Here is a 16,469-nt window from a genome sequence, read left to right as displayed (position 1 = left end):
AAACAAGAAAAAACGATATGATAGATAGTGACAAAAGAGGTATCAAGTATGAAGGAAAAAGACATTCAAAGAGAAACAAGCCAGATTGTAGAAGATGTGTTGGAAAAGGCCAATTTGAAGCAAGGATCTATCTTTGTTTTGGGCCTTTCTTCTAGTGAAGTGATAGGTGGTCAGATTGGCAAGGAATCTAGCCAAGAAATTGGGGAAATCATTGTGAAGACCATCCTAGATATCCTAGAGGAAAAAGGAATTCATCTAGCTGTTCAAGGCTGTGAACATGTCAATCGGGCTCTCGTTGTTGAACGTCAGGTTGCAGAGCAGTTTGGTCTGGAAATCGTCAGTGTCCTTCCTACTCTTCATGCAGGAGGTTCGGGTCAGTTGGCGGCCTTCAAGTTTATGCAAGATCCAGTTGAGGTTGAATTTATCAAGGCTCATGCTGGATTGGATATCGGAGACACTGCAATTGGTATGCATGTCAAGCATGTTCAGGTTCCGATTCGCCCTCTTTTGAGAGAAATTGGGCATGCCCATGTAACGGCTCTTGCTAGCCGTCCAAAATTAATTGGAGGTGCGCGTGCGCATTATCCACAAGATTCTATTAGAAAGTCGTGAGAATGAGAAAAACAAAACAACAATTAGAAAAAATTACCAAATATTCAATTCGTAAGCTCACTGTTGGGGTAGGTCCTGTAGCCATCGGGGCCTTCCTTTTTGGTGCTAGTACCCTTTCAGTAGATAAGGTACAAGCCAATGAAGTTGGCGGAGCTCATAGCGTTCATTACCGTTATTTGGCGGAGCAGGAATTGACTGAGTCTGAAAAAGCTCTGATTCACCATGAAGTTCCTACAGAATTTCAAGATGATGATATTCTTTATGTAGTTTATCGCAAGAAAGCAACTAACAGTCAACAACTTCCATACACAGGAAGTAAGGAGCTAGCTCTAGCAGGCCTTGGCTTGGCAACGGCTTCTCTAGCAGTCTTTTTGGTGTCCAAAAAAGGTCGCAAAGAGGTTCTAGGTGTTCTCTTGATTGGTTCTTTAGGAGCTAGCACCTTTGTACCTTATGGGACGTTTGCGTTTGAAAATAAAGAATTGCTTTCTTATAACCAAACTATTTCAGCTTCTACACATGAAGGCTTGGCTGAAGGGATTATTCACATTGATGGCTATGAATACATTGGTTATTTCAAGGAAGCAGAGCTCCATCCATCAAGACCAGCTTCAGCTGAACAGCCTCAGTTGCCAGTAGAAAAGCAAAGTTCAAAAGAAATCGAGAAAACAGAAGTCGTTCAAGAAAGACCTGCTGTTGCTCCGGAAACTGTCGTTGAAAAACCTGTAGTAGAGACTCCAGTTGCTCCTGCGGTTGAAGCAAAACCAGTTTCTGAGAAGCCTCAGACAAGACAGGAAGAGAGGTTGGTGGAGATTCCGTTTGAAACAGTCACAAGCCCAGATGCTAATCTAGCAGAAGGACAGACTCGTATCGTCACAGCTGGAGTAAATGGTCAGCGTCGCCTTGTAACCAAAGTATCAATGGTTAATGGTCAAGAAGTTAGAGAAGTCATCGAAGACCAAGTGGTTCAGAATCCTGTGTCACAAGTCATTGCAGTCGGAACGAAGAAAGAGGTGCAACCTGCCCCAACTCCAACCCCACAGGCTGAACCAACGCATCAAGTAGCAAAAGGTACGCAAGAAGAAGGTAAGGTAGGCCAAGCCTTAACACAGCCAGAAATGCCAGAAGCTCCAGTAGAAGCAAAAGGTACTCAAGAAGAAGGTAAGGTAGGCCAAGCCTTAACGCAACCGGAATTACCAGAGGCTCCAGTAGAAGTAAAAGGTACGCAAGAAGAAGGTAAGGCAGGCCAAGCCTTAACACAGCCCGAATTGCCGGAAGCTCAAGTAGAAGCGAAAGGTACCCAAGAGGAAGGCAAAGAAGGTCAAGCTTTAACACAAGCTGAATTACCAGAAGCTCCAGTAGAAGTAAAAGGAACTCAAGAGGCAGGCAAGGAAGGTCAAGCACTTGTTCAATATCAGTTACCTGAGTATAAGGTGACTGAGGGAACCCTTGTTGAAGAATCAACTACAGAAATTGACTACAAAACTGAAACGACTGAGGATCCAACTAAGTATACAGACGAAGAAACTGTCCTACGAAATGGTGAAAAAGGAAGTCAAGTTACCAAAACAACCTATAAAACGGTAGAAGGTGTCAAAACTGACCAAGTTCTTTCAACCAGTACGGAAGTGACCAAGGAGCCTGTAAATCAACAGGTAAGCCGTGGTACAAAACCAATTGAAGGAACTCTTGTAGAGGAAAGCCTTGAAAAGATTCCATTCAAAGAAAAGATTGAAGAAGATGATCAACTGAAAAAAGGTTTAGAAGTCGTAGCTCAAGAAGGAAAAGAAGGTCAGAAAAAAATCACTAAGACCTTTAATACCATAAAGGGAGTTAAAACAGAAGACGCTCCAAAAGTTACAGAGGAAATCATTGAGGCACCTCAAGACCGAATCTTGAAACGTGGTACTAAGAGCTTTGAAAAACCAGTATTGACCATCACAGCAGTTGAACCTAAGGATTTGAAGCGTACTTCAGATGTGAAATACAGCTTGGAAAATCCAAGCAAGGCGGCCATTAAATCTATCACCTTAACTCTGAAAAAAGGTGATGAGATTGTGAAAACATTGAATGTTTCACCTGATAACTTAACAGCTAGCCTGACAGATTTGCAATACTACAAAGATTATAAGATTGAAACTAAGATGGTTTATGACCGTGGTGAAGGCGATGAGGAAGTAGTTCTGAATGAAGAACCTCTAAGAATTGACCTCAAAAAAGTTGAAATCAAAAATATCAAAGAAACAAGCTTGATGAGTGTGGACGCTGACGGTAATGAAACAGATACTAGTTTGCTTACAGAAAAACCAGCTGATGTTGCCCCACTTTACCTACGAGTTACAACTCACGACAACAAGGTTACACGACTTGCTGTTGACAAGATTGAAGAAGTAGAAAAAGACGGAAAAACTTTATATAAAGTTACTGCCAAAGCACCAGACTTAGTTCAACGTAATGCTGATAACACACTTAGCGAAGAGTATGTTCATTACTTTGAAAAACAAAAAGCAAAAGAAGGTAATGTTTACTACAACTTCAATGAGCTTGTAAAAGATATGAAAGCTAACCCTAGCGGTGAGTTCAAACTTGGTGCAGATCTAAATGCAGCAAATGTACCAACTCCGAATAAAGAGTATGTTCCTGGTACATTTAAAGGTAAGTTATCAAGCGTTGAGGGACAACGTTATTCAATCCACAATATGACACGTCAATTATTTGGTGGTATTGAAGGTGGTTCGGTTAAAGATGTTAACTTGGCTAATGTCGATATTAATATGCCTTGGATTGATAACATTTCTGCTCTTGCTAGAACTGTTAAGAATGCTACTGTTGAGAATATTAAAGTAACTGGTAGCATCACTGGTAGAGATGGAATTGCCGGACTTGTTAACAAATTAGATAACGGCGGACAACTTACTAATGTTGCTTATATTGGTAAACTTACTGGTGTAGGTGATAGAGGTTGGGATTTCGGTGGCATGGTTGGCGAAATCTGGAAAGGTAATGTTGATAAAGGATATGTAGAAGCTGATATAGTTGCTAATAAAGCTCGTATCGGTGGATTTGTTGCTAGATCCGATAACGGTTCTGATCCTAACGGAATTGGTAAATATGGTTCTGTTCGTAACGCTGTTACGAAAGGAACTATTAAGGTAAATACACCTGTTGAAGTAGGTGGTTTCCTTAGTAAAAACTGGGCATGGGGTAAAGTTGCAGACTCCGTGTCAATGATGAAAGTTGAAAATGGTGAAGTGTTCTATGGATCTAAAGATATCGACGAAGATGGTGGATACTTCTCAAATAACGCTTTAGAACGTAACTTCGTTGTAAAAGATGTAAGTACAGGTAAACGTTCATTTAAATTCTCTGTTTCTAACCGAATTAAAGAAGTGTCTCAAGATGAAGCTGACCAGAAAATTGCAACATTAGGAATTACAGCTAATGATTATGTTATCAATCCTCTTGTTTCAGATACATTAAATAATGTTAAACCAAAATCTGACACTTACAAAGATACTCAAGATTACGATGCATCTCGTGAACTTGCTTATCGTAATGTTGAAAAACTTCAACCGTTCTACAACAAAGAATGGATTGTTAACCAAGGTAACAAGATTCCTGCTGGATCAAACTTGTTAACGAAAGAAGTATTGTCTGTAACTACTATGAAAGGTAATGACTTTGTCACAGACCTTACAGATGCTGACCATATTATGATTCACTATGCAGATAAGACAAAAGAAATCTTAACAATTTCACCAAAAGATTCTCAAGTTAAGCAAGTGAAAGAATACAGTATCGCTGAACTTGGTGAAGTCGTTTACACGCCAAACATGGTTGTAAAAGATCGTGCCGATTTAATCAGTGCTATCGAAAGTAAATTGAGTCCAGTTGAATTGCAATCTGACCCGGTTTACCAACACTTGGGTAGAACTGGTGGCAACAAAGTCAATGCAATTAAGGATTTGTACTTAGAAGAAAGCTTGAAGTATGTTAAAGATAATCTTAATAAATTCGTGACGAAGTTAGTGGAAAATGAAGATCACCAACTGAACACAGATGAAGCTGCAAAACGTGCCTTGATTAAGAAAATCGATGACAATAAGGCTGCAGTTCTTCTTGGTTTGTCTTACCTCAACCGTTACTACGGAGTTAAATTCGATGACTTTAACATTAAAGAATTAATGCTATTCAAACCGGACTTCTATGGTAAGAATGTTAGTGTTCTAGATCGAATCATTAATATTGGCTCTAAAGAAAGTTATATTAAGGGTGATCGTACTCATGATGCTTATCGTGAAGTGATTGCTGGTGCTACTGGTAAAGGTAATTTACATGAGTTCTTGAAATACAATATGGAACTCTTCACAAGTGATACAGACTTAAACGATTGGTTCATAAAAGCAACTAAAGATAACGTATATGTCGTTGAACCGAAGACAACAACTCCTGAGTTTGCTGATAAGAAACATAGAGCATATGAAGGATTAAACAACGACATGCACGGTAAGATGATTCTACCACTTCTGAACTTAAAAGATGCGCATATGATTTTAATCTCAACATACAATACACTAGCATACAGTTCATTTGAGAAGTACGGTAAAAATACCGAAGCAGAACGTGAGGCATTCAAACCTGAAATCGATAAAGTTGCTAAAGCTCAACAAAACTACCTAGACTTCTGGTCTCGTTTATCATTAGATAAAGTTCGTAACCAACTACTTAAGAGCAATAACATGGTACCAACACCAGTACTTGATAACCAAAACTACAAAGAAGGTACTGATAAATACGGTCACACTAATAGCGGTAAAGATGTCGCTCCAGTTCGTGAATTGTACGGACCAACCGGTCGTTATCATGCTACTGACTGGCGTATGGGAGCTGTAGCTCGTATCTACGGTAATCCTTATAAAGATGATTCAGTCTTCTTCATGGTTACCAATATGATTAGTGACTTTGGTATCTCTGCATTTACTCACGAAACGACTCACGTAAATGACCGTATGGTTTACTTAGGTGGTTCTAGACACCGTGAAGGTACTGACCTAGAAGCATTCGCACAAGGTATGTTACAATCTCCTGCTGAAACAAGTCCAAACGGTGATTTTAAAGCACTAGGATTGAACATGGCGTACGAACGTCCAAATGACGGAAACCAATGGTATAACACTAATCCAAATGACCTTACATCTCGTGCGGAAATCGATCATTACATGAAAGGTTTCAACGATACTCTAATGCTTCTTGACTACCTTGAAGGTGAAGCTGTTCTTAATAAAGGCAGCAAAGAACTAAACAACGCTTGGTTCAAGAAAGTGGATAAAAAACTACGTGGAGCGAATACGAAGAATCAATATGACGAAGTTCGTGATCTGAATGCAACAGAAAAAGAATATGAATTGACTTCTGTTAATGACTTAGTAGATAAGAACTTCATGACCAAACATGGTCCTGGTAATGGTACTTATGACCCAACTGGATTTGGCTCTGCCTATGTAACAGTGCCTATCACTGCTGGTATTTATGGTGGTAATACAAGTGAAGGGGCTCCAGGAGCAATGTCATTCAAGCATAACACCTTCCGTATGTGGGGTTACTTTGGATATGAAAAAGGATTCTTAAACTACGCTTCTAACATGCTGAAAAATGAGTCTAAACAAGCAGGTCATGCTAGTCTAGGTGATGACTTCATCATTAAGAAAGTTTCTGATGGCAAATTCAGTACACTGGAAGAGTGGAAGAAAGAATACTTCAAAGAAGTTGTGGATAAAGCAAAAGCAGGATTTAACCCAGTTACAATCGACGGCACTACTTACAGTAGTTACGAAGATTTGAAGAATGCATTTGCTGCAGCCGTTGAAAAAGATAAAGCTACTCTTAAGAATGGATCAGTTAAATTTGACAATACTGTTACGCTTAAAGAAAAACTATACAAAAAACTTCTTCAACAAACAAATAGTTTTAAAACTTCAATCTTTAAATAATCGAAATCTCTCATCTGCTTTGCGGATGAGGGTTTTCTTATTTTGTGCTATACTTAAGGTATGCATAGAAAAACAGTGATTGATTTTAGGGCTTTGGGGGAGAGATACATCTTTACCCAGCCCATTAAAGAGTTAAAAACCAGAGATTTAACAGAAGTAACAGCCTTGCTGGCACAAGTGGAAAGTTTCCAAGAGCAAGGCTATTATGTGGTGGGCTATGTCAGCTACGAGGCTGCACCTGCTTTTGAGGAGAAATTAGCAGTTCACAAGGCTCCTTTATTGGACGAGTATTTGCTTTACTTTACTGTTCATGATAGGGTGGAGACCTCTCCAATTCCTTTGACTTATGATGAGGTTGATTTGCCTTCAAATTGGCAGGAAGTGACGTCTGAAGCAGAATATGAAAAGGCGATTGCCCAGATTCACCATCATTTGCGGCAGGGAGACACCTATCAGGTTAACTACACCGTCCAACTCAAGCAGGACTTAAGTGCTAATCCTTTTGCTATCTACAATCGTATGGTGGTAGAGCAGGAGGCAGGCTATAATGCCTATGTGGAACATGATGATATGGCAGTGATTTCCATGAGTCCAGAGCTCTTTTTTGAGCAAAATGACCGTGAATTGACGACGCGACCAATGAAGGGAACGACTCAGCGTGGAGTGACTGACCAAGAAGACCTTGCCCAAGCTAATTGGTTAGAGCAGGATCCTAAAAATCGCTCTGAAAATATGATGATTGTGGACCTCTTGCGCAATGATATGAATCGTATTTCTGAAGTGGGGAGTGAGCATGTGGAGCGTCTCTGCCAAGTGGAACAGTATTCAACGGTTTGGCAGATGACTTCGACCATCAAGAGTCAGTTGCGAGAGAATGTTGACCTTATTGAAATCTTCCGTTCTCTCTTTCCTTGTGGTTCCATAACGGGTGCTCCGAAAATTGCGACTATGGAGATTATCAAAAATTTGGAACCTCAACCGCGCGGAGTTTACTGTGGAACGATTGGTCTCTTGCTTCCAAATGGGCGACGGATTTTCAATGTTGCCATTCGGACCATTCAACTGCATCAAGGGAAAGCCATCTATGGAGTAGGTGGCGGCATTACATGGGATAGCACTTGGGAATCTGAATATCGAGAGGTTCATCAAAAGTCGGCAGTTCTTTATCGTAAACAAGCTCGCTTCCAATTAATTACAACTGGAAAAATTAGCCAAAAACAACTGCTGTTTGAAGAGCAACATATAGAAAGACTGAGAAAAGCAAGTCGATATTTTGCATATCCATTTGATGCAGAAGACTTGAAACAAAAGATAGAGAAGGAGTGTCAGTCTTGTGATATTGTTCAAGACTACCGCTTGCGAATCAGCCTTAGCAAGTCTGGAGAAATAGAAGTCGATCGTCAAGTATTAATACCCCTCAGTCCGACCTTCTGCCAAGCTAAACTTTGCCTGCAGGAAGCGGATTTACAGCAAGCTTTCACCTACTTTAAAACGACTCATAGACCACATTTGAGACTAGGGGAACAAGAGAAGATTTACCACAATAAGTCTGGAGAACTTCTTGAAACCTCTATAGGAAATTTGGTTCTGAAAATTGCTGGAAAACTCTATACACCGCCAGTCCGACTTGGTATCTTACCAGGAATTTATCGTCAGTATTTACTAGAAACAGGACAAGTAGAAGAGAAAGTCTTGACTTTAAAAGATTTAGCTCAAGCAGAAGCTATTTACGGCTGTAATGCTGTGAGAGGCTTGTATGAGTTATTTATTCAAAAATAAGAATTGTAATGAAAAGTTATGAGAACTAGGATTGATTTTTCCTTGAATTGAAGAAATAAATCTGATAAAATAAACATGAAATCGATATCATAATTATGGGAGAAAAAGATGAACAAACGTCTATTTTTAAAAATGAGTCTGGCTACCTTGCCAGTTTTAGCCTTGTTTTCACAACCAGTTTTAGCGGAAGAAAATATTCATTTTTCTAGCTGTACGGAAGCTTGGGCTAATGGCTATTCGGATCTTCATGAGGGGGATCCTGGTTATTCTGCCAAGTTAGACCGCGATCATGATGGTGTGGCTTGCGAATTGAAAAATGCTCCTAAGGGTGCTTTTAAAGCAAAACAAGCGGCTACAACTCAAACTGATACAACTTCATCTACAACAAGTGGTTGGGTTAAGCAGGACGGTGCTTGGTACTACTTTGATGGAAATGGAAATCCAGTGAAAAATGCTTGGCAGGGAAGCTATTACTTGAAAGCAGACGGAAAAATGGCCCAGAGCGAATGGATTTATGACTCTTCTTATCAGGCTTGGTATTACTTGAAATCAGATGGATCTTATGCTTACAGTACATGGCAAGGAGCTTACTACCTTAAATCAAACGGTAAAATGGCTAAAGGTGAATGGGTTTATGACTCTACTTACCAAGCCTGGTATTACTTGAAATCAGATGGATCTTATGCTCGCAATGCATGGCAAGGAAATTACTATTTGAAATCAGATGGTAAAATGGCTATCAATGAATGGGTTTATGATGCTACCTATCAAGCTTGGTATTACTTGAAATCAGATGGATCTTATGCTTATAGTACATGGCAAGGGAATTACTATCTAAAATCGAATGGTAAAATGGCTGTCAATGAATGGGTTGATGGTGGACGTTATTATGTTGGTGCTGACGGAGTTTGGAAGGAAAGTCAAGCAAGTACAGCTTCTTCTAGTAATGATAGCAATAGTGAATATTCTGCTGCTTTAGGAAAGGCAAAAAGTTATAATTCATTATTCCACATGTCAAAAAAACGTATGTATAGTCAATTAACTTCTGATTTTGATAAATTTTCAAATGATGCAGCTCAATATGCGGTTGATCATTTAGAAGCCGATTATAAATATAATGCCTTATTTAATGCTAAGAACTATAGAAAATTATTTAATATGTCTAAATCTGGTCTTTTTAATCAATTGACTTCTTTTGCAGATGGCTTTACAGAAGAAGAAGCTCAATATGCAATTGATCATTTAGATGATTAACAGATACTGGTAGGCGAAAAAATTCCTTATAAGTCATTTACGCAAACCTTTGCATAAATGACTGAATTTTGTTATACTATATCTGTAAGCATTTTCAATTACTATACAATGAAAAAGGAGAATATGATGAGTCAAAAGATTATTGGGATTGACCTTGGTGGAACTTCTATCAAATTTGCAATCTTAACAACAGCAGGAGAAATCCAAGAAAAATGGTCTATCAAGACTAATATTTTGGATGAGGGAAGTCATATCGTAGATGATATGATTGAGTCTATTCAACACCGTTTGGACTTGCTTGGATTGGTAGCAGCGGACTTCCAAGGTATTGGAATGGGGTCACCAGGTGTGGTTGACCGTGAAAAAGGAACTGTTATTGGTGCCTACAACCTCAACTGGAAAACCCTTCAACCAATCAAAGAAAAAATTGAAAAAGCCTTGGGCATTCCATTCTTCATCGATAATGATGCCAACGTGGCAGCTCTTGGTGAGCGCTGGATGGGTGCTGGAGATAACCAACCAGACGTTGTCTTTATGACACTTGGGACTGGTGTTGGTGGAGGTATCGTTGCAGAAGGCAAATTGCTTCATGGTGTTGCTGGTGCAGCTGGTGAGCTTGGCCACATCACTGTTGACTTTGACCAACCAATCGCATGTACTTGCGGTAAGAAAGGTTGCCTTGAGACAGTTGCTTCAGCAACAGGAATTGTCAACTTGACTCGTCGCTATGCCGATGAATATGAAGGCGATGCAGCCTTGAAACGCTTGATTGATAATGGAGAAGAAGTAACTGCTAAGACTGTCTTTGACCTTGCAAAAGAAGGAGACGACCTTGCTTTGATTGTTTACCGTAACTTCTCACGTTACTTGGGAATCGCTTGTGCTAACATTGGATCAATCCTAAACCCATCAACAATCGTTATCGGTGGTGGTGTATCAGCTGCAGGAGAATTCCTTCTACAAGGTGTTCAAAAAGTCTACGATGAAAATACCTTCCCACAAGTACGCACATCAACAAAATTAGCTCTTGCAACTCTAGGAAATGACGCTGGAGTTATCGGAGCAGCATCACTTGTATTGCAGTAAAATAAAAAAGGAGAAAATTGCTTTCCAGAAGCGAGTGATTTTCCTCCTTTCTTTTTTTATGCTATACTAGTTAGGACAATAAATGAGGTGAGAGAATGACAAAAGCAGATACGATTTTTAAAGAGAATATTGAACGAATCCTCAAAGACGGTGTCTTTTCAGAGCAAGCGCGTCCCAAGTACAAGGATGGGACTGTTGCTAACTCCAAGTACGTAACCGGTGCCTTTGCCGAGTATGACTTGGCCAAGGGGGAATTTCCTATCACAACCTTGCGTCCTATTGCCATCAAATCCGCCATTAAGGAAGTGCTCTGGATCTACCAAGACCAGTCTAATAGCCTAGAAGTTCTCAATGACAAGTATAATGTTCACTATTGGAATGACTGGGAAGTTGGAGATACAGGAACCATCGGTGAGCGCTATGGTGCCGTTGTTAAGAAACACGACATCATCAATAAGCTTCTCAAACAGTTGGAAACCAACCCTTGGAATCGCCGCAATATTATCTCTCTCTGGGATTACCAAGCTTTTGAGGAGACAGACGGCCTTCTTCCGTGCGCCTTTCAGACCATGTTTGATGTTCGACGTGTAGATGGAGAAATCTATCTGGATGCGACCTTGACCCAGCGCTCCAATGATATGCTGGTAGCCCACCATATCAATGCTATGCAGTATGTGGCTCTTCAAATGATGATTGCTAAACACTTTGGCTGGAAGGTTGGGAAATTCTTCTATTTCATCAACAATCTCCATATCTATGACAATCAATTTGAACAAGCTCAGGAATTGCTCCGTCGTGAGCCATCAAACTGCCAACCTCGCTTGGTTTTAAATGTTCCTGATGGAACTAATTTCTTTGATATCAAAGCAGAAGATTTTGAGTTGGTGGATTATGATCCTGTTAAGCCGCAGTTGAAGTTTGACCTAGCTATTTAAAAGAATAGAAAAAAGAAGTTGAGACAATAAATCCCAACTTCTTTTGTTTCTTAACGTGATACGCGGCGACGAGCTGCTTTTTTACGGTTTTCTTCGATGAAAGCTGCTTTTTGCTCTTCTGGTTCGATTACTTTCTTTTTAAATGCGTATACTGCACCTGCAAGTGCAGCGACAGTTCCTGCGACACCTGTTACAAGACCTTTAGCGAATCCTTTAGCCATGAGTCTTCCTCCTTTATCTTCTTAATCAGCCAGCCTCTTCAAGAGGTCACATTTTTCTGACTGACCTTTTTGTGTTATAATAATAGTAACGAAAAAATGGGAATTTTTCAAGGAAAAAAGATGAAAACAAAAATAATTGTGATTGTTGGACCGACTGCTGTTGGAAAAACAGCCCTTGCCATTGAAGTGGCCAAGCGCTTTGGTGGGGAAGTTGTGAGCGGTGATAGCCAGCAAGTTTACCGAGGTCTAGATATTGGGACGGCTAAGGCTAGTCCAGAGGAGCAGGCAGCTGTTCCCCATCATTTAATCGATGTTAGAGAGGTAACCGAGTCTTACTCGGCTTTTGATTTTGTTTCAGAAGCTAAGATGGCTATTAAGGACATTCACAGTCGTGGCAAACTAGCCATTATCGCTGGTGGGACTGGGCTTTATATCCAGAGCTTACTTGAAGGATATCATCTAGGTGGGGAGACTCCTCATGAGGAGATTTTAGCTTATCGAGCTAGTTTGGAGCCTTATACAGATGAGGAATTAGCTCATCTTGTGGCGCAAGCAGGCCTTGAAATTCCTCAGTTTAATCGTCGTCGTGCTATGCGCGCCTTGGAAATAGCCCATTTTGGTCAGGATTTGGAAAATCAAGAGACCTTGTATGAACCATTGATTATCTGCTTGGATGATGAACGTAGTCAGCTTTATGAACGTATCAACCATCGAGTTGATTTGATGTTTGAAGCTGGGCTTTTGGATGAGGCTAAGTGGCTGTTTGACCATTATCCTGATGTACAGGCTGCTAAAGGCATTGGCTACAAGGAACTCTTTCCTTATTTCCGTGGGGAGCAGACCTTGGAGGAAGCGAGTGAGAGTCTCAAACAGGCGACCCGTCGTTTTGCCAAGCGTCAGCTGACCTGGTTCCGTAATCGCATGCAGGTTACCTTTTATCAGATTGGAGAGTCTGGTGTGCAAGACCGCATTTTAAGCCAGATAGAGGAGTTTTTAGATGATTGAAACGGAGAAAAAAGAGGAACGCGTCCTGCTCATCGGTGTGGAATTGCAGGGCATGGACAATTTTGACCTCTCTATGGAAGAATTGGCCAGTCTAGCCAAGACAGCTGGGGCAGTCGTTGTAGATAGCTACAGGCAAAAACGTGAAAAATATGACTCCAAGACCTTTGTCGGCTCTGGTAAGTTGGAAGAAATTGCGCTCATGGTGGATGCAGAAGAGATTACCACTGTCATTGTCAACAACCGCTTGACTCCGCGACAAAATGTCAATCTGGAGGAAGTTCTCGGTGTTAAGGTCATTGACCGTATGCAGTTGATTTTGGATATCTTTGCCATGCGGGCTCGAAGCCATGAAGGGAAGCTCCAAGTCCACCTAGCCCAGCTAAAATATCTCTTGCCCCGCTTGGTTGGTCAGGGAATTATGCTCAGCCGTCAGGCAGGGGGAATTGGTTCCCGTGGCCCTGGTGAAAGCCAGCTGGAGCTGAACCGTCGTAGCGTTCGCAATCAAATTACAGATATCGAGCGCCAGATCAAGGTGGTTGAGAAAAATCGGGCCACAGTCAGAGAAAAACGTCTGGAGTCGAGCGCCTTTAAGATTGGTTTGATTGGTTACACCAATGCTGGAAAGTCAACTATCATGAACACCTTGACCAGTAAGACCCAGTATGAAGCGGATGAGCTCTTTGCGACTTTAGATGCGACAACCAAGAGTATTCATCTAGGGGGCAATCTCCAAGTAACTTTGACAGATACCGTGGGCTTTATCCAAGACCTACCGACAGAGTTGGTGTCTAGTTTTAAGTCAACCTTGGAAGAAAGCAAGCATGTGGACCTTCTGGTTCATGTCATCGATGCCAGCAATCCTTACCACGAGGAACATGAAAAAACGGTTCTGTCTATCATGAAAGACTTGGACATGGAGGATATTCCTCGCCTGACCCTTTATAATAAAGCGGATTTGGTGGAGGATTTTACGCCGACCCAAACGCCTTATGCCCTCATTTCTGCCAAGTCTGAGAATAGTCGTGAGAACTTGCAGGCTTTATTTTTAGAGAAAATAAAGGATATTTTTGAGAGATTTACCCTGCGCGTGCCTTTTTCAAAATCCTACAAGATTCATGATCTAGAAAGTGTTGCGATTCTGGAAGAACGTGATTATCAGGATGACGGGGAAGTCATTACAGGCTACATTTCTGAGAAAAACAAATGGAGGTTAGAGGAATTTTATGACTGATATTAAAACGTTGGCTCTAAAGTATGGAGGTTATACAAGTCTGGATAAGGTCTATTTAGAACAACTTCTAGCTGGTAAAACAGAGCAGGAGCAGTTGGCACTGATCACTCCTCCGCCAAGTGTGGTCAATGCCTATTTTGCAGAACTCTACCAGAAAAAGAGTCCTGAGGCTGCGACGGATTATTTTGCTGAAGTCAGTCAGGAACTAAATCTCTACAACGTTGAGCCAAGTTTCACCCTAGAAAATAAGTCTTTTATTAGGCTTAATCTGTCTGGTAAATCCTTTGGTTTTTGCTATGAGAGAGAGGGCCTTGGTCGAATTTTCTCTGAGAATGAAGAGAAGATTTCAGATGACTTGCTTTTTGAGATTGCACAAATTTTCCCCCATCAGCTAGTCTTTGAAGAGTCTGGTAAGATTTACATGAAGCCTGTCGGGGACGAGGAAGTTGTTAGCGTGGAAAGTCTCACAGCTTTGACTGATTTGGAAAGCTTGGCTGATGGTCGCAAGCGTCTTAAAGGTTACAGCCAAGAGGATTTATTGCAAGAAGCTGCTGCTTTTTCTGGCAAGCGCTATTTCCGATCGGAAAACCGCACAGCCATGTTATATATTGATTAATTAGAAAGTATCGAATGGATATTCAATTTTTAGGAACGGGGGCTGGTCAGCCCTCTAAAGCCCGCAACGTTTCAAGTCTCGCCCTGAAACTCTTGGACGAGATTAACGAAGTTTGGCTCTTTGACTGTGGAGAAGGGACGCAGAATCGCATTCTTGAAACCACAATTCGACCACGTAAGGTCAGCAAAATCTTTATCACCCACCTGCATGGAGACCACATTTTTGGCTTGCCAGGTTTCCTTTCTAGCCGTGCCTTTCAGGCCAATGAAGAGCAGACAGATTTGGAAATCTATGGACCTCAAGGAATCAAGTCCTTTGTCTTAACCAGCCTTCGTGTGTCAGGTTCACGCCTGCCCTATAAGATTCATTTCCATGAATTTGACCAAGATTCTCTAGGAAAAATCCTTGAAACCGATAAATTCACGGTGTATGCAGAGGAGCTGGACCACACTATTTTCTGTGTTGGCTATCGTGTCATGCAAAAGGATCTAGAAGGAACGCTGGATGCTGAAAAACTCAAGGCTGCTGGTGTCCCATTTGGCCCACTTTTTGGGAAAATCAAGAACGGCCAGGATGTTGTTCTCGAAGATGGGACTGAAATCAAGGCAGCAGACTATATCTCAGCCCCACGTCCGGGTAAAATTATCACTATTTTAGGAGACACTCGAAAAACGGATGCCAGTGTGCGTCTGGCTGTCAATGCCGATGTCCTGGTCCATGAATCAACTTATGGCAAGGGTGATGAAAAAATTGCTCGTAACCATGGTCACTCTACTAATATGCAAGCTGCACAAGTAGCAGTAGAAGCAGGTGCCAAACGCCTCTTGCTCAACCACATCAGTGCTCGTTTTCTCTCAAAAGATATCAGCAAGCTCAAAAAAGACGCTGCTAGTGTTTTTGAAAATGTCCATGTGGTCAAAGACTTGGAAGAAGTGGAAATCTAGCAGTCACAGAAAGGATAAGTATGCCTACTATTCTCATTACAGGAGCTAGCGGTGGCCTAGCCCAAGAAATGGTCAAACTCTTGCCAAATGACCAACTCATCTTGCTTGGTAGAAATAAGGAAAAATTAGCTCAACTCTACGGAAGCCATCCCCATGCAGAATTGGTTGAAATCGATATTACCAACGACTCAGCATTAGAATCTCTGGTAGCAGATCTCTATGTCCGCTATGGCAAGATTGATGTCTTGATTAACAATGCTGGTTACGGTATTTTGGAGGAATTTGATCAGATTTCCGACCAAGATATTCATCAGATGTTTGAGGTCAATACCTTTGCCCTGATGAACCTGTCTCGTCGCTTTGCGTCTCGAATGAAAGAAAGCCGAAAAGGTCATATCATCAATATCGTCAGTATGGCAGGTTTGATAGCGACTGCTAAATCCAGTCTTTACTCAGCTACCAAGTTTGCGGCTATCGGTTTTTCAAATGCCTTACGCCTCGAACTGATGCCCTATGGAGTCTATGTAACAACAGTCAATCCAGGACCAATCCGTACAGGATTTTTCGACCAAGCCGACCCAGATGGAACCTATCTCAAGTCGGTTGAACGCTTCCTGCTAGAACCAGATGCAGTGGCTAAAAAAATTGTTAAGATTATAGGTAAAAACAAACGCGAACTCAATCTCCCAATTTTGTTGAATCTAGCCCATAAGTTTTACACCCTCTTTCCCAAACTAGCTGATAAGTTGGCAGGGGAAACTTTTAATTATAAGTAAAAAAGTTGTTCCTAAAATGGAGC

The 16,469-nt window shown here is 41.1% G+C and carries 12 protein-coding genes; 11 read left to right on the top strand and 1 reads right to left on the bottom strand.

What is annotated here, in order from left to right; all coding sequences use genetic code 11:
• The first annotated feature begins 48 nt into the window (after positions 1–48).
• The 6 genes from N8L33_RS06035 to N8L33_RS06010 all read left to right on the top strand — a co-directional run bounded on the left by N8L33_RS06035 (position 49) and on the right by N8L33_RS06010 (position 11,653).
• Positions 49–612 (top strand): TIGR01440 family protein, encoded by a 564-nt coding sequence (locus tag N8L33_RS06035; protein ID WP_049521452.1) that lies wholly within the window; start codon positions 49–51, stop codon positions 610–612.
• Positions 613–614: 2 nt separating this feature from the next.
• Positions 615–6,599 (top strand): ZmpA/ZmpB/ZmpC family metallo-endopeptidase, encoded by a 5,985-nt coding sequence (locus N8L33_RS06030; protein ID WP_261059227.1) that lies wholly within the window; start codon positions 615–617, stop codon positions 6,597–6,599.
• Between the two features lie 60 nt (positions 6,600–6,659).
• A complete protein-coding gene (gene pabB / locus N8L33_RS06025; protein WP_261059226.1) occupies positions 6,660–8,378 on the top strand; it encodes an aminodeoxychorismate synthase component I in 1,719 nt (572 codons plus the stop codon).
• A 108-nt stretch (positions 8,379–8,486) separates the two neighbouring features.
• The gene (locus N8L33_RS06020; RefSeq protein WP_261059225.1) at positions 8,487–9,632 is read left to right on the top strand and encodes an Ltp family lipoprotein; all 1,146 of its coding nucleotides are present in this window, start codon (positions 8,487–8,489) and stop codon (positions 9,630–9,632) included.
• A 126-nt stretch (positions 9,633–9,758) separates the two neighbouring features.
• The gene (locus N8L33_RS06015; protein WP_000078564.1) at positions 9,759–10,718 is read left to right on the top strand and encodes an ROK family glucokinase; all 960 of its coding nucleotides are present in this window, start codon (positions 9,759–9,761) and stop codon (positions 10,716–10,718) included.
• 95 nt (positions 10,719–10,813) lie between these two features.
• Positions 10,814–11,653: a thymidylate synthase gene (locus N8L33_RS06010; RefSeq protein ID WP_166727397.1), complete on the top strand. Its 840-nt coding sequence runs from the start codon at positions 10,814–10,816 to the stop codon at positions 11,651–11,653.
• 50 nt (positions 11,654–11,703) lie between these two features.
• Here the strand turns inward: N8L33_RS06010 and N8L33_RS06005 are convergent, their stop codons facing one another.
• Entirely contained in the window at positions 11,704–11,874 is a 171-nt protein-coding gene (locus N8L33_RS06005; RefSeq protein WP_001051777.1) for a DUF3042 family protein, read from the bottom strand.
• Between the two features lie 120 nt (positions 11,875–11,994).
• Between N8L33_RS06005 and miaA the strand changes: the two genes are divergently transcribed.
• From miaA to N8L33_RS05980, 5 genes are read left to right on the top strand one after another with little or no spacing between them, the layout of a single operon-like run.
• On the top strand, positions 11,995–12,879 hold the full coding sequence (gene miaA, locus N8L33_RS06000) for a tRNA (adenosine(37)-N6)-dimethylallyltransferase MiaA (RefSeq protein ID WP_261059223.1): 885 nt from the start codon (positions 11,995–11,997) through the stop codon (positions 12,877–12,879).
• Entirely contained in the window at positions 12,872–14,110 is a 1,239-nt protein-coding gene (gene hflX, locus N8L33_RS05995) for a GTPase HflX (RefSeq protein ID WP_261059222.1), read from the top strand. Before miaA ends, hflX begins: the two co-directional genes overlap by 8 nt.
• Complete coding sequence (locus tag N8L33_RS05990) at positions 14,103–14,726, top strand: cystathionine beta-lyase (protein WP_261059221.1); 624 nt, start codon at positions 14,103–14,105, stop codon at positions 14,724–14,726. The genes hflX and N8L33_RS05990 overlap by 8 nt, the downstream gene beginning before the upstream one ends.
• Positions 14,727–14,740: 14 nt before the next feature.
• Complete coding sequence (gene rnz / locus N8L33_RS05985; protein ID WP_060956052.1) at positions 14,741–15,670, top strand: ribonuclease Z; 930 nt, start codon at positions 14,741–14,743, stop codon at positions 15,668–15,670.
• Positions 15,671–15,690: 20 nt separating this feature from the next.
• Positions 15,691–16,446, top strand: a complete 756-nt coding sequence (locus tag N8L33_RS05980) for an SDR family NAD(P)-dependent oxidoreductase (RefSeq protein WP_261059218.1) — start codon at positions 15,691–15,693, stop codon at positions 16,444–16,446.
• Positions 16,447–16,469: the final 23 nt, after the last annotated feature.

It is taken from the genome of Streptococcus mitis, from assembly GCF_946188695.1.
GTDB lineage: Bacteria > Bacillota > Bacilli > Lactobacillales > Streptococcaceae > Streptococcus > Streptococcus mitis_DF.
This window is presented reverse-complemented; position numbering and strand designations above follow the sequence as displayed.

What these genes read in the sequence shown, in the direction of transcription:
- N8L33_RS06010 (WP_166727397.1), top strand. Translation starts at nt 10,814, where the DNA reads ATGACAAAAGCAGATACGATTTTTAAAGAGAATATTGAACGAATCCTC.
- hflX (WP_261059222.1), top strand. Translation starts at nt 12,872, where the DNA reads ATGATTGAAACGGAGAAAAAAGAGGAACGCGTCCTGCTCATCGGTGTG.
- pabB (WP_261059226.1), top strand. Translation starts at nt 6,660, where the DNA reads ATGCATAGAAAAACAGTGATTGATTTTAGGGCTTTGGGGGAGAGATAC.
- N8L33_RS05980 (WP_261059218.1), top strand. Translation starts at nt 15,691, where the DNA reads ATGCCTACTATTCTCATTACAGGAGCTAGCGGTGGCCTAGCCCAAGAA.
- N8L33_RS05990 (WP_261059221.1), top strand. Translation starts at nt 14,103, where the DNA reads ATGACTGATATTAAAACGTTGGCTCTAAAGTATGGAGGTTATACAAGT.
- N8L33_RS06015 (WP_000078564.1), top strand. Translation starts at nt 9,759, where the DNA reads ATGAGTCAAAAGATTATTGGGATTGACCTTGGTGGAACTTCTATCAAA.
- rnz (WP_060956052.1), top strand. Translation starts at nt 14,741, where the DNA reads ATGGATATTCAATTTTTAGGAACGGGGGCTGGTCAGCCCTCTAAAGCC.
- N8L33_RS06030 (WP_261059227.1), top strand. Translation starts at nt 615, where the DNA reads ATGAGAAAAACAAAACAACAATTAGAAAAAATTACCAAATATTCAATT.
- N8L33_RS06020 (WP_261059225.1), top strand. Translation starts at nt 8,487, where the DNA reads ATGAACAAACGTCTATTTTTAAAAATGAGTCTGGCTACCTTGCCAGTT.
- miaA (WP_261059223.1), top strand. Translation starts at nt 11,995, where the DNA reads ATGAAAACAAAAATAATTGTGATTGTTGGACCGACTGCTGTTGGAAAA.
- N8L33_RS06005 (WP_001051777.1), bottom strand. Translation starts at nt 11,874, where the DNA reads ATGGCTAAAGGATTCGCTAAAGGTCTTGTAACAGGTGTCGCAGGAACT.
- N8L33_RS06035 (WP_049521452.1), top strand. Translation starts at nt 49, where the DNA reads ATGAAGGAAAAAGACATTCAAAGAGAAACAAGCCAGATTGTAGAAGAT.